The 14,513-nt window shown below is 39.8% G+C and carries 13 protein-coding genes; 1 reads left to right on the forward strand and 12 read right to left on the reverse strand.

Annotation, left to right across the window (positions count from 1 at the left end):
• Positions 1-27: 27 nt before the first annotated feature.
• From rho to spo0F, 5 genes are all read right to left on the reverse strand, one after another.
• Positions 28-1,299, reverse strand: a complete 1,272-nt coding sequence (rho, locus tag CQ058_RS15505; protein ID WP_002016308.1) for a transcription termination factor Rho — start codon at positions 1,297-1,299, stop codon at positions 28-30.
• Positions 1,300-1,723: 424 nt separating this feature from the next.
• Positions 1,724-2,689 carry a class II fructose-bisphosphatase gene (glpX, locus tag CQ058_RS15510; RefSeq protein ID WP_002016310.1) on the reverse strand — a complete coding sequence of 322 codons (966 nt, stop codon included), beginning with the start codon at positions 2,687-2,689 and terminating at the stop codon, positions 1,724-1,726.
• A 183-nt stretch (positions 2,690-2,872) separates the two neighbouring features.
• Positions 2,873-4,162, reverse strand: coding sequence for a UDP-N-acetylglucosamine 1-carboxyvinyltransferase (murA, locus tag CQ058_RS15515; protein WP_002034893.1), 1,290 nt, complete (start codon positions 4,160-4,162; stop codon positions 2,873-2,875).
• Positions 4,163-4,509: 347 nt separating this feature from the next.
• Positions 4,510-5,367, reverse strand: a complete 858-nt coding sequence (locus CQ058_RS15520) for a class II fructose-bisphosphate aldolase (protein ID WP_002068568.1) — start codon at positions 5,365-5,367, stop codon at positions 4,510-4,512.
• A gap of 211 nt (positions 5,368-5,578) precedes the next feature.
• Positions 5,579-5,947: a sporulation initiation phosphotransferase Spo0F gene (spo0F, locus tag CQ058_RS15525; protein WP_000398592.1), complete on the reverse strand. Its 369-nt coding sequence runs from the start codon at positions 5,945-5,947 to the stop codon at positions 5,579-5,581.
• Between the two features lie 202 nt (positions 5,948-6,149).
• On the opposite strand from spo0F, the gene CQ058_RS15530 reads away from it, so the two are divergent.
• Positions 6,150-6,674: a DUF2529 domain-containing protein gene (locus CQ058_RS15530; RefSeq protein WP_105589847.1), complete on the forward strand. Its 525-nt coding sequence runs from the start codon at positions 6,150-6,152 to the stop codon at positions 6,672-6,674.
• A 32-nt stretch (positions 6,675-6,706) separates the two neighbouring features.
• Here CQ058_RS15530 and pyrG read toward each other — a convergent pair whose 3' ends face one another.
• The 7 genes from pyrG to CQ058_RS15565 form a co-directional block, all read right to left on the reverse strand.
• Positions 6,707-8,314: a CTP synthase gene (gene pyrG / locus CQ058_RS15535; protein ID WP_105589848.1), complete on the reverse strand. Its 1,608-nt coding sequence runs from the start codon at positions 8,312-8,314 to the stop codon at positions 6,707-6,709.
• Positions 8,315-8,571: 257 nt separating this feature from the next.
• Positions 8,572-9,099, reverse strand: coding sequence for a DNA-directed RNA polymerase subunit delta (gene rpoE / locus CQ058_RS15540; RefSeq protein ID WP_002143883.1), 528 nt, complete (start codon positions 9,097-9,099; stop codon positions 8,572-8,574).
• 165 nt (positions 9,100-9,264) lie between these two features.
• Entirely contained in the window at positions 9,265-9,894 is a 630-nt protein-coding gene (locus tag CQ058_RS15545) for a TetR/AcrR family transcriptional regulator (RefSeq protein WP_002034889.1), read from the reverse strand.
• A 64-nt stretch (positions 9,895-9,958) separates the two neighbouring features.
• A complete protein-coding gene (gene acdA / locus CQ058_RS15550) occupies positions 9,959-11,098 on the reverse strand; it encodes an acyl-CoA dehydrogenase AcdA (RefSeq protein WP_002016320.1) in 1,140 nt (379 codons plus the stop codon).
• 22 nt (positions 11,099-11,120) lie between these two features.
• Entirely contained in the window at positions 11,121-12,251 is a 1,131-nt protein-coding gene (locus CQ058_RS15555) for an acyl-CoA dehydrogenase (protein WP_105589849.1), read from the reverse strand.
• 72 nt (positions 12,252-12,323) lie between these two features.
• Positions 12,324-13,175: a 3-hydroxybutyryl-CoA dehydrogenase gene (locus CQ058_RS15560; RefSeq protein ID WP_002016322.1), complete on the reverse strand. Its 852-nt coding sequence runs from the start codon at positions 13,173-13,175 to the stop codon at positions 12,324-12,326.
• A gap of 49 nt (positions 13,176-13,224) precedes the next feature.
• Positions 13,225-14,508: an acetyl-CoA C-acetyltransferase gene (locus CQ058_RS15565; RefSeq protein WP_078203580.1), complete on the reverse strand. Its 1,284-nt coding sequence runs from the start codon at positions 14,506-14,508 to the stop codon at positions 13,225-13,227.
• Positions 14,509-14,513: the final 5 nt, after the last annotated feature.

Raw genomic sequence — 14,513 nt, forward strand, 5'->3', positions numbered from 1 at the left:
AAATAAGCGAGTCCCCATCTTTTCCCTTTACTTAGTGGTTACATACCTTTTTGAGTCTGCAACAATGTTTTGTAAAAATTCTTCATTTGTCTTTGTTTGACGAAGTTTACGTAAGAAGCCTTCAACAAAGTCTGGTGTATCACGCATTGTTTTACGAATACCCCACAGCTTGTCTAAATGTTCTTTCGGAATTAATAGGTCTTCTTTACGCGTACCAGAGCGACGAATATCAATCGCTGGGAAGATACGGCGCTCAGCTAATGAGCGATCTAAGTGAAGTTCCATATTTCCAGTTCCTTTAAACTCCTCGTAAATTACATCATCCATACGAGACCCTGTATCAACAAGCGCTGTTGCTAAAATTGTTAGGCTACCGCCCTCTTCGATATTACGCGCAGCCCCAAAGAAACGCTTCGGTCTATGAAAAGCAGCAGGATCAATACCACCCGATAAGGTTCTACCACTTGGCGGAATAACAAGGTTGTAAGCACGCGCTAAACGGGTAATACTATCCATTAAAATGACAACGTCCCTTTTATGTTCTACAAGACGCATTGCACGCTCTAATACAAGCTCCGCTACTTTAATATGATTCTCTGGCACTTCATCAAAAGTAGAACTTACAACATCACCTTTAACAGAACGTTCAATATCTGTTACTTCCTCTGGACGCTCATCAATTAAAAGTACAATTAATTCTGCTTCCGGATGATTTGTTGTGACACTGTGTGCAATTTCTTTTAACAGACTTGTTTTACCAGCCTTTGGAGGCGCAACAATTAAACCACGTTGTCCAAATCCAACTGGTGCGATTAAATCCATGATGCGTGTCGGTAACTTTTTCGTTTCCGTCTCCAATTTCATTTGGCGATCTGGGTATAACGGTGTTAATGCAGGGAAATGTACACGCTCTTTTGCTGAGTCTGGATCATCTCCATTTACAGCTTCAACTTGTAGCAATCCAAAATAGCGCTCATTTTCTTTCGGAGGTCGTACTTTACCAGAAACCTTATCTCCATTACGTAAATCGAAACGACGAATTTGCGAAGCCGAGATATAAATATCTTCTGAGCTTGGAGAATAATTGATAGGACGTAAGAATCCAAATCCTTCTGATTGAATAATTTCTAATACGCCTTCCATGAAAAAGAAACCTTCTTTTTCTGCTCGAGCTTTTAAGATAGAGAAGATTAGCTCTTTTTTCGTTAACTTGCTGTAATACGAAATCTTAAATTCCTTCGCAAGCTCGTATAACTCTTTTAATTTCATGTTTTCTAATGCTGCAATTGACAAATTCATTCAGACACCACACTTTAACTTTATTCTCTTTTCACATGGGTAAAGGGAAAAATACGGAAGGCAAATAAATAATAATGAAAGGCAATAAGTTCAAGTAGGATAATATTCACTATTGTAACCCTTTTATCTAGTTTTAATCAATACGTTGAAACACAAATACAAGAAGCGAAGACAAGAAAATTTGTCTTCGCCTTTTCATATTTCTTTCTTTTTTCTACTCACCTGATTTTAAGGCAGAATAGATAAGGCATTTCTGCTTTTATTTAATCCAGTTCCAGCGGCTAGAATCTCCGGTCATTTCACTCTCTCACTCGAAGCAAAAAACGCTTCAAGGTCGAGAGTTCCAATGCCCTGCGAGGCAAAAAGCGCCTCTTCGTCAGGAGTTTGAAGTGTCCTGCGATTCTAAACGAGCCGCTTACGCTTTTTATTTAATAACCAAATTCGGTTTTTTATTTAAGCTATGGCGGCCGTCTACGAAGCGTACTGTGCCTGATTTTGCACGCATAACAAGGGATTGTGTTGTTCCGACGCTACCTTTAAATTGAACGCCTCGTAATAGTTCTCCGTCTGTTACACCTGTTGCTGCAAAGATTGCATCGTCACCTTTTACTAAGTCTTCCATACGAAGGATACGATTGATATCTTCAATACCCATTCTTTTACAACGAGCTAGTTCAGCTTCGTTTTGAGGTAAGAGCTTCCCGTGAATTTCTCCACCTAAGCATTTTAATGCGACCGCAGCTAATACACCTTCAGGTGCTCCACCAGAACCAAATAGAATATCTACACCAGTACGGTCAAATGCTGTATTGATTGCTCCAGCTACATCTCCATCGTTAATTAATTTAATACGAGCACCAGCTTTACGAATTTCTTCGATAATTGCTTGATGACGTGGACGGTTTAAAACTGTCGCTACAACATCTTCGATATCTTTATTTTTCGCTTTCGCAACTGCACGTAAGTTGTCGATAATAGGTGCGTCAATATCAACTGCACCAACTGCTTCTGGACCAACCGCTATTTTATCCATGTACATGTCAGGAGCATGTAACAAATTGCCGTGATCTGCAATTGCAATAACAGCAAGCGCATTCCAGCCGCCAGCCGCTACGATATTTGTCCCTTCTAAAGGATCAACTGCAACGTCTACGCGTGGTCCATATCCTGTACCCAATTTTTCTCCGATATATAGCATTGGCGCTTCATCCATTTCACCTTCGCCAATTACAACTGTACCTTTCATCGGAATTGTATCAAATACATCACGCATAGCAGATGTTGCTGCACCATCTGCCTCATCTTTTTTTCCGCGCCCCATCCAACGCGCTGATGATAATGCTGCAGCCTCTGTTACACGTACTAACTCCATAGATAAACTTCTTTCCACGATAATCCCTCTCCTTTAAGTCTTTATATTTCTGCCGTATTTTGTGAACCTTGTTTTTCTATAAAGTGTACTTCCGTTAGTAGTGATTCTTCGCTCCCCATTAACGGAAGTATCACCACCTTATCCCGATTGGTGAGGGTTAATAATCGGCGTGGGATACCCCATACTGATTAAAGTTTCACTTTATGCATTCTTCATTTCTTCAATTTCTTGCTTTGTCATTTGTTCTCGCCAAATGTTTGCACCAAGCCCTTTAAGCTTGTCTACTATATTTTCGTAACCTCGATCAATATGATCAAGTCCCGTTACTTCTGTAATGCCATCTGCCATTAAACCCGCAATAACAAGGGACGCACCAGCTCGTAGGTCACTCGCTTTCACCTTCGCACCTTGCAATAAAACCGGTCCAGTCACAATTGCTGAACGGCCTTCTACTTTAATTTGCGCGTTCATACGGCGCAATTCATCAATATGCTTGAAACGTGCGCTGTAAATTGTATCAGTTACAACTCCTGTTCCATGCGCTTTTGTTAAAAGCGTTGTAAACGGCTGTTGTAAATCCGTTGGAAACCCTGGATATACAAGCGTTTTTACATCAACTACTTTTAACCTTCTATTGCCGTTCACTGTAATTTGGTCATCGTTCGTTTCAATTTGAACACCAGCTTCTCTTAGCTTCGCAGTAACGGATTCTAAATGCTGAGGAATAACATTATCAACTGTTACTTCTCCTCCTGATGCTGCTCCTAAAATCATATACGTACCAGCTTCAATACGGTCTGGAATAATAGTGTGGTGACAACCGTGCAGTGAATCCACACCATCAATTCGGATTACGTCTGTACCAGCACCCTTAATACGTGCTCCCATACTCGTTAACAATGTAGCTACATCAATAATCTCGGGTTCTTTCGCTGCATTTTCAATAACAGTTCTACCTTTCGCTCGTACAGCCGCTAGCATAATATTAATCGTAGCTCCTACACTAACAACATCTAAATAAATACGTGCCCCGCGTAGTTCGTCTGCTCTTAAATAAATGGCACCTTGTTCATTTGTAACATATGCCCCTAACGCTTCAAACCCTTTAATATGCTGATCAATCGGTCGTGGCCCTAAATGACATCCACCTGGAAGCCCAATAACAGCTTTTTTAAAACGGCCAAGCATTGCACCCATTAAATAATAAGAGGCGCGCAATTTTTTCACTTTTCCATTTGGTAAAGGCATCGCAACCATGTTAGAAGGATCGACTACCATCTCTTCTTCCTGCCCATAAGTTACTTTCCCTCCAATTTCCTCTAGTAAGTCTCCTAACATTTTCACGTCCGAAATATTAGGAACACCGCCAATAGTTACTGGAGTATCTGCTAAAATTGTCGCTGGAATTAGTGCAACAGCACTGTTCTTTGCACCACTCACACGAATCGTTCCATTTAAAGCTCTTCCGCCTTCAATTAGCAACTTTTCCATATTGAGCTCCCTTCTTGTGAATGTATTTATCTTCTACTTCTTTATAAGAAGTAGAAGATTCCCCCTTAAGAATCTCAATCACTCTTTCCATCCTGAAACTCAATAAGTAGAAAACCATCACCTGTAGCTCCCCTGCTGTACAAATAGATGAAGATTAACTATTCATCGAATCAAATTACTCAATTCAGATACTTACCACATTTATTAATAGGACTATGCACATTATTTTCTATATTTGCAAACCAAAAATTCACTTTATAAAATCTTTAGACTTGTTCGCGCTTTCATTATACAACGAAAGGAAACCGTCTAAAAGACTAGACGGTTTCCAAAACGGAATTTTATTCTTACGCTTTACCGTTAGAACCGAACTCACGCATTTTACCAGCAACAGTTGCTTTGATAGCGTCGCGGCCAGGTCCAATATATTTACGAGGATCGTAAACTTCTTGGTCTTTGTTTAATGCTTCACGAACAGCTTTTGTAAACTCAATTTGGTTCTCAGTGTTTACGTTAATTTTTGAAGTACCTAGAGAAATAGCTTTTACGATATCAGCAGTTGGGATACCAGTACCACCGTGTAATACTAAAGGTACGCCAGTGAAGTCACGAACTTGTTCCATTTCAGCGAATCCTAAGTTAGGCTCACCTTTGTAAGGACCGTGTACAGAACCTAGAGCTGGAGCTAGGCAATCGATACCTGTTGCTTCAACAAGGTGCTTACACTCTGCTGGATCAGCGTAAATTACGCCTTCAGCGATGATGTCGTCTTCTTGTCCGCCAACTGTTCCAAGCTCAGCTTCAACAGATACGTTACGAGCGTGTGCGTATTCTACCACTTTTTTAGTAGTTTCAACGTTTTCTTCGAATGGGTGGTGAGAAGCGTCGATCATTACAGATGTGAAACCTGCATCGATTGCTTCTTTACATTTTTCGAAGCTTGAACCATGGTCAAGGTGAATCGCTACAGGAACAGTGATGTTCATTTCTTCGATTAAAGCTTTAACCATAGCTACAACTGTTTTGAAACCAGTCATATGACGAGCTGCACCCTCAGATACACCTAAGATTACAGGAGATTTTTCTTCTTCCGCAGCAGCTAAGATAGCTTGAGTCCACTCTAAGTTGTTCATGTTGAATTGACCAACTGCGTATTTTCCTTCTAGTGCTGTGTTTAGCATTTCTTTCATAGAAACTAAAGGCATGGTGAATCCTCCTAAAAAACGTTTTTTGTATCCGATAAATTCTTATCGCTGGTAGTATGACCAGGATAAGGTAAAATATGTATATTTACATACCGGACTTCTTTCTACACTCAATAGGATAACAACTTGTACTCAAAAACTCAACTGTATTCACCTGCTCAATAGTCCATGTAAACGCTTTTTTCCATATTTTTTATAAAAAATTCATTTTTTACGCCTCTACAGCAAGCTGATCTCTCACTGCTTGACGAATCTCATCAATATCAAACGGTTTAGCAAAGTGCATTAAAGCTCCTAAATCTTTCGCTTCTTGAATCATATCCAATTCTCCATAAGCAGTCATTAAAATCACTTTAATACTCTCATCAATTTCTTTTACATGTTTTAAAATCTCTATACCATCCATACCTGGGATTTTCATATCTAACACTACTAAATCCGGATTATCTTTTTTCACGATATCTAAAGCTTGAAATCCATTCGCTGCTTGGAACGTCTGATAACCTTCTTTTTGGAACACTTCATGCAATAAAACACGAATGCCATATTGATCATCAACGATTAAAATTTTCCCTTCCATAACTCCCAACCTTTCTGTGTAAGTACAAGATTTAAAGCTTCTTATATCTTATCGGTTTATTTTCGCTACTCTTTGCCAAATCCCTTCCTATTCTTTCTTATTTTACCGTTTCCTATTTTGTTATGCCACCCTACTATTTCCCCTTTCCAAAAAAAATAAGCTATAATGAGAACCAGCTAACACGAAAGAAAGGAGCAACAACATGTTAAAAATTTTCTCGACTCAATTAAGTGGATATTTCTCCCGATTTTCTCAAAAAGAGGAAATGAATATAGAAGATAGCGCTCGTCTACTTGCCCAGGCGTTAGTTGGCGATGGCTTCATTTACTTGCATGGTACAAACGAAATGGAAGGTATTGTTTCAGAAGCATTATTTGGCGCCGAACCAATGAAACAAGCAAAACGTTTAATAGAAAACGGTGAACCGGCGGCAGTGACTGCTGCGGACCGCGTACTTCTTATTAGTCGTTTTTCGACAGATGAAGAAATTATAAAAACCGCGAAAAAACTTCATGAAGAAGGCCAATCTATCGTTGGAATCTCGGCTATTCAAGAAGGTGTTGAATCACTGGAACAATATACAGATGTACATATTGATACGAAGCTGTTAAAAGGTCTTATTCCAGATGATGAAGGTAACCGCTATGGGTTCCCAAGTTTAATTATAGCTTTATTTGCTTATCACGGATTGAAATTTACAATTGATGAAATGTTAAACGAATATTAAAAAAAGCGCCCTATTTCAGGCGCTTTTTTTTATTACTTGCTCTCTTTATTCGTAATAGAAGCACTTACGAAGTCATGGAACAATGGTTGTGGACGGTTTGGACGAGATACAAGTTCTGGATGGAACTGTGCTGCCACGAACCAAGGGTGATCTTGTAATTCAATAATTTCCACTAGACGACCGTCTGGGCTTGTACCAGAGAATACAAATCCTGCTTTTTCCATATCTGGGCGGAATTGATTGTTGAACTCATAACGATGACGATGACGCTCATATACAACCGGCTCATTGTAAGCATTGTAAGCATTTGTTTCTTCAGCAAGCTTACATGGGTATAGACCAAGGCGAAGTGTACCACCTAAATCTTCTACATCTTTTTGTTCTGGTAATAAATCGATAATTGCATAAGGTGTGTCAGGATTAATTTCAGAAGAGTTAGCTCCTTCTAATCCTAATACGTTACGTGCAAATTCGATTGATGCAAGTTGCATACCTAGGCAAATTCCTAAGAATGGAACTTTGTTTTCACGAGCATATTGAATTGCAACGATTTTACCTTCTACACCACGATCGCCGAAGCCACCTGGTACAAGGATACCATCTGTATCGCCAACTAATTCTATTACGTTCTCTGCTGTTACGTGCTCAGCATTTACCCATTTCACTTCTACATCTGTGTCGAATGAATAACCTGCATGACGAAGCGCTTCTACAACAGAAATGTATGCATCTTGAAGCTCTACGTATTTACCAACAAGAGCGATTTTTGTTTTCTTAGAAAGGTTACGTACTTTATTAACTAGCGCAGTCCAATCTGTCATATCTGCAGCTGGATTGTCTAACTTCAAGTGATCACAAACGATTTGGTCCATGTTTTGTTCTTGAAGAGATAATGGAACCGCATATAAAGTATCTGCATCACGTGCTTCGATAACTGCTTTTGTATCGATGTCACAGAATAATGCAAGCTTGTCTTTCATGTCCTGAGAAACAGGTAGTTCTGTACGAACAACGATAATATTTGGTTGAATACCTAAGCTTCGAAGCTCTTTAACGCTATGTTGCGTTGGTTTTGTTTTCATTTCACCCGCTGCTTTTAAGTACGGGATTAACGTACAGTGAATGTACATTACATTGTCACGACCGATGTCGCTCTTAATTTGACGAATTGCTTCTAAGAATGGTAGAGACTCGATATCACCAACAGTTCCACCGATTTCTGTAATAACAACGTCGGCATTTGTTTCGCGACCAGAACGATATACACGTTCTTTAATTTCGTTAGTAATGTGAGGAATAACTTGAACTGTTCCTCCTAAATATTCACCACGACGCTCTTTTTGAAGAACTGAAGAGTAAATTTTACCTGTTGTTACGTTGCTGTATTTATTTAAGTTGATGTCGATAAAACGCTCATAGTGACCTAGGTCTAAGTCCGTTTCTGCACCATCATCTGTTACGAATACCTCACCGTGTTGGTAGGGGCTCATAGTCCCTGGGTCTACGTTAATGTATGGATCAAACTTTTGAATAGTTACGTTTAAACCACGATTCTTTAAAAGTCTTCCAAGAGATGCTGCTGTAATACCTTTACCTAAAGACGATACTACACCGCCTGTTACAAAAATATACTTAGTCATGAAAATACTCCCTTCTACTTCGTTGTTATATAATCACCGTTGCAAAGCGCAACGTATGTAGATAACACTGTATCTATCTTATTGTTAGGCTCTTTTTATTTTCTAAACAAAAAACAAAAAAGAAAATTGCTCCCCTCATCACATAAAGTAATAAGTAGGGAGCAATTTTCTTTTATATTTACACTTTAAAAGTATTATCGTCTTTTTTTAAAGAGCCCAAAAATGATTCTACATGGACGATAATGAAAAGTCAAGAACTACCGCTCTTCCTCTTCTTCTTCTTCAGTTTCATCATACTCAAGTTCTTCTTCTGCGAAGTCTTCATTATCTTCTTCTAAATCATCAAGATCATCATCTTCATCATCTGCGTCTTCGTCTTCAAGAACTTTGTCCAAATCTACTACATCTTCTTCTACTTCTTCTTCTACTTCTTCTACATCATCTTCTTCAATGTAGTCGTCAAAACCGTCTTCTTCAACTTTGCGTTTCTTCTTCGGTTTTGGCTGAGGCAGAATTTCTTCATCAATTTGCTCATATGGGTACCAGCTACGTAGCCCCCAACGATTTTCTCCTAAATTAATGAAACGTCCATCGATGTTTAAATCTGTATAAAATTGTGCGAGTTTCGTATTAACTTGCCCTTGAGATAGTCCCAGCACTTGAGCGATTTCTTGAACCAACTCGTTGAATGTCGTTGCTTGTCTTTTATTCCCTAAAACACTATGTACAACTTCAATCATTGAACATTCTTTTAGCTCTTCTGGTGAATATTGCTTAAAACCCACTTATGCGGCACTTCCTTTCTTCAAATATAAGCTTATATATAACGGTCTGCTTAAAAAAATCCATACTATTCATTATAAACAAAAGTCGCACAAATATGCTACAAAAAAAACGGGAAACTTTTATCCCGCTATTTACGGGCAATAAAATTATAATTTGTCCATTCTTTATTTCGGAGACATATGTGCTCCTTGCAGTACATACCTAATTTGCATTTCTGTATATTCTTCGAGAGTATACAGTTTTTGCAGGGCCCAACGTCTAAATCCCCACATTTGTCCTTGTATGAAAATATTATGTGCAAGAAGCTGTATTTCCTTTTTATTTAGTGTAAATGTCCCATTTTCCGTACACTGCTCTAAAATATCCTCAAACATCCCGACCATTTGAAACTCTTTTTCTAATACATATGGGAGTGATTCTTTCGGTAAAAAACGTACCTCTTGATACATAATTAATACTTCTTCTTGCAATTCATCCATCACTTTAAAATAATTCATTATCGCTATCTTTAAGCTTTCTATACTTCCCTTCTCTGTACACACTACTTCCTCTAACCGCTCTTTTACATGTTCATAAATACTATCACAAACTAAATATAATACATCATCTTTTGTGCGAATATACTCATAAAGTGTTCCGATACTAAATCCAGCCGCTTTCGCAATTTCTCTCGTTGTTGTACGCGGGAATCCTTTTTGCTTAAACAGCTGCACCGCACCTTTAATCATTTGTTCACGTCTTAACGCAACTAATTTTTCATCTTTCACTGACGCATGTACATTATGTTTAACCATCCCTTCACCTCTCTCTATTATTTTTGGAAGTAAAAAGCGTAGGAAAATACCTACGCTTTTGTTCCTACTTCGTTAACATACGAGAAATTACAAGCCTTTGAATCTCTTGTGTTCCCTCATATATTTGTGTAATCTTTGCATCGCGCATATAACGCTCTACTGGATAATCTTTCGTATAACCATAACCACCAAATACTTGTACCGCTTCAGTCGTTACCTTCATCGCTGTATCACCTGCAAATACTTTTGACATCGCTGACTCTTTCCCATACGGAAGCCCTTCAGATTCAAGCCAAGCCGCTTGATATGTTAAAAGACGCGCTGCCTCTACATCCGTTGCCATATCCGCAAGTTTAAAGCCAATTCCTTGTTGCGCCGCAATTGGCTTCCCAAACTGATGACGTTCTCTTGCATATTCTACAGAAGCATCTAAAGCGGATTGTGCAATACCGACTGCTTGTGCCGCAATACCATTACGGCCGCCATCTAATGTCTGCATCGCAACTTTAAATCCTTGGCCCTCTTCCCCTAGTAAATTCTCTACAGGAATACGGCAGTCTTCAAATATAATTTCAGTTGTTGGCGAAGAACGAATCCCTAGCTTACTTTCCTTCTTCCCAACCGAAAATCCTAGCGTATCACTCTCCACAATAAATGCACTCGTGCCGCGCTGCTTCGAATCAGGATCTGTTAATGCAAAAACAACATAAATATCAGCAATACCGCCATTTGTAATAAAAATTTTCGAACCATTTAAAATGTAATGGTCTCCATCTCGTTTTGCAGTCGTCCTCATTCCACCAGCATCTGATCCAGAGCTTGGTTCTGTTAAGCCATATGCACCAATTTTCTTCCCTTCAGCCATTGGGCGCAAAAACTTTTGTTTTTGCTCTTCCGTTCCAAATTTAAAAATTGGCCATCCAGCAAGTGAAGTATGTGCAGACAACGTTACACCTGTAGAAGCACAAACGCGGGATAATTCTTCAACGGCAATTACATACGCCAAGTAATCGCTTCCAATCCCACCGTATTCTTCAGGCCACGGAATACCGGTTAAACCAAGCTCTGCCATTTGATCAAATAAAGCGCGATCAAATCGCTCTTCCTCATCACGCTCTGCTGCTGTCGGTGCTACTTCATTCCTCGCAAAATCCCGAACCATTTTTCTTATCATTTCATGTTCTTCTGATAATTTAAAATGCATTCCCGTCTCCCCCTCTGCCTTTTTATAAAGCTCGACTAATTACAAGCTTTTGTATTTCGCTCGTTCCTTCATATATTTGTGTGATCTTCGCATCACGGAAAAATCTTTCTACTGGATAATCTTTCGTATAACCATAACCACCAAATACTTGCACCGCTTCAATCGCAACTTCAACAGCCGTCTTAGAAGCAAATAATTTCGCAATAGAAGCTTCTTTACCGCATGGTAATCCTTGTGCTCTTAGCGATGCTGCTCTGTATACAAGTAATCGCGATGCTTCTACACTTGTTGCCATATCTGCAAGTTTGAATCCGAGTCCTTGCTGCGCCGCAATTGGCTTTCCGAATTGCTCACGCTCTTTCGCATAATCAATCGCACATGCAAGCGCCGCTTCCGCGATTCCTAATGCTTGCGCTCCGATTCCAATTCGCCCAACATCTAAATTCGCCATTGCCACCTTAAATCCTTGTCCTTCTTCACCAAGTAAATTCTCGGCCGGCACTTTCATATCTTCAAACGTAAGTTGCACTGTACGAGAACCAAGAAGACCCATCTTATGCTCATCTTTTCCAATGATTAAGCCTGGTGTATCTTTCTCTACTATAAATGCTGAAATCCCGCTTTTCCCCGCATCTGGATTTGTAGACGCGAAGACGATATATGTACTTGCTTCACCACCATTTGTAATAAAGACTTTCGATCCATTAATGATGTAGTGATCGTCTTTCTTTACAGCTCTTGATTTCAAACTACCTGCATCTGATCCTGCATTCGGTTCTGTTAGAGCAAATGCGCCTAAATATTCACCAGTCGCCAGTTTAGAAACATATTTCTGCTTCTGTTCTTCTGTTCCGAAGTATAAAATCGGATTCATTCCAACTGACGTATGTACAGCCAAAATTACACCAACCGTTGCACTTACCTTTGAAATTTCCTCAATTGCTAGAATGTAAGAAATAAAATCCATTTCTGCCCCGCCATATTTTGCAGGCGCTGGAATACCCATTAGTCCAAGCTCACCCATCTTTTGCAAAATCTCTCTCGGGAACACCCCTTGTTCCATACTAGGAACAAAGGGAGCTATTTCCTTCTGCGCAAAATCTCGAACCATTTTCCTCATCATTTGTTGCTCTTCAGTAAAATGAAAATTCATGTACTTCGCCTCCGTTTGCTATATATCTTCTTAACAATTTGGTCAGACCACTACTTTAATAAAGGGAGGAATTTATTCGTAAACGTAGAAACCACGACCCGTTTTACGTCCTAACCATCCTGCATTCACATACTTACGTAATAATGGACATGGGCGATATTTACTATCTCCTAATCCTTCATGCAACACTTCCATAATGTATAAACACGTATCTAAACCGATAAAGTCAGCTAACGTAAGTGGTCCCATCGGATGATTCATACCGAGTTTCATTACTTCATCAATCGCTTCTTTCGTCGCCACTCCTTCGTATAACGTATAAATCGCTTCGTTAATCATCGGTAATAAAATACGGTTCGATACAAACCCTGGGAAATCATTTACTTCAACTGGCACTTTCCCGATTTTTTTCGTAATATCCTCAATCGTTTCGTACACTGCATCATCTGTAGCTAAACCACGAATAATTTCAACGAGTTTCATAACTGGAACTGGATTCATAAAGTGCATGCCGATTACTTTCTCAGGACGTTTCGTTACCGCTGCAATTTCCGTAATTGGTAACGATGACGTATTCGTCGCTAAAATTGCGTGTTCTGGAGCGATTTCATCTAAATTCGCAAAAATTTTCTTTTTAATATCCATTTTTTCAACAGCTGCTTCAATAATAAGATCAGCTTCTTTGACACTATTTAAATCGAGCGTCCATGTAAGACGATTTAAAGTCGCATCTTTCTCTTCTTCCTTCATACGGCCTTTTTCTACTTGGCGGGCTAAATTTTTCGAAATAACAGCTAGCCCTCTATCTAATTGCTCTTGCTTTAAATCTTGCACTTTCACATCATAGCCTGCCATTGCACACACTTGTGCGATACCTGAACCCATTTGCCCTGCACCAATTACAACAATCTTTTGTACACTCATTTTTTCTTCCCCCTTAATTGTTAATAAACTATATATCTTCTAATCTTAATTAGTGAACTTCAATCATCACTGCATCACCTTGACCGCCACCGCTACAAATAGAAGCAATTCCAATTCCGCCGCCGCGCTGCTTCAGTGCATGGATAAGTGTAACGATAATACGTGCTCCGCTCGCTCCAATTGGATGCCCCATTGCTACAGCACCGCCATTTACATTCAATTTTTCCGGATCAATCCCTGCGATTTCTGTACTTGCAATTGCTACAGCCGCAAATGCCTCATTAATTTCAAATAGATCTATGTCTTCAATTGTCTTACCTGTCTTTTTCAGCAATTCATTAATTGCATAACCTGGCGTTCTTGGGAAATCCTTCGATTCTACCGCAATCGCCGTATGCGCCAAAATTGTCGCTAATGGTTTTCTTCCTTCTTGCTTCGCTCTGTCCTCGCTCATTAATACAAGTGCAGCACCGCCATCATTTAGTCCCGGAGCATTACCTGCTGTCACCGCTGACGTCTTATCAAATACAGGCTTTAATTTCGCTAATTTTTCAATCGTTGTATCCGCGCGTGGCGCCTCATCCTTAGCCACGACGATAGGATCGCCTTTTCTTTGCTGAATTGTTACTGGTACAATCTCCTCTTCAAAACGCCCTTCTTTATGTGCCGAAACCGCACGTTGATGGCTACGATATGCCCATTCATCTTGTGCTTCGCGAGAGATTCCATCTTCCTTCGCAACTTCTCCGCCATAAACACCCATGTGTATACCTGAAAATGCGCATGTTAAACCGTCTGCAACGTTTAAATCGATAACTTCGTTGTTACCCATTCTGTATCCCCATCTTGCCCCTCGTAAAATGTAAGGGCTGTTACTCATCGATTCCATTCCACCAGCTACAATCAGTGATTGATCACCAGTACGAATAATTTGATCTGCTAACGTAACTGCGCGAAGCCCTGATGCACAAACTTTATTTATTGTTTCTGTCTGCACTTCCCAAGGAATGCCGGCCGCTCTTGCTGCTTGGCGTGATGGAATTTGTCCTTGCCCTCCTTGGATAACCGTTCCAAATATAACTTCTTCAACATCACTAGCGGAAACATTCGCCCTTTCAAGCGCTGCCTTAATTGCGATTCCTCCAAGCTCTGTTGCTTTCACGTCTTTTAAAGTTCCTCCAAATTTTCCAACCGGTGTTCTTGCAGCACTTAAAATAACTGTTTTACTCATGTTTCTTTCCCCCATTTCTTTTTTTAGCACCGAGCGCTCGCTCGGTATCCTTGCGCCTAGAAGAGGTGCAATTATTGCACCTCTTTCTAAATTTGAATGCATTCCTA

The sequence above is a fragment of the Bacillus sp. MYb56 genome, from assembly GCF_002976445.1.
Classification (GTDB): Bacteria; Bacillota; Bacilli; order Bacillales; family Bacillaceae_G; genus Bacillus_A; species Bacillus_A mycoides.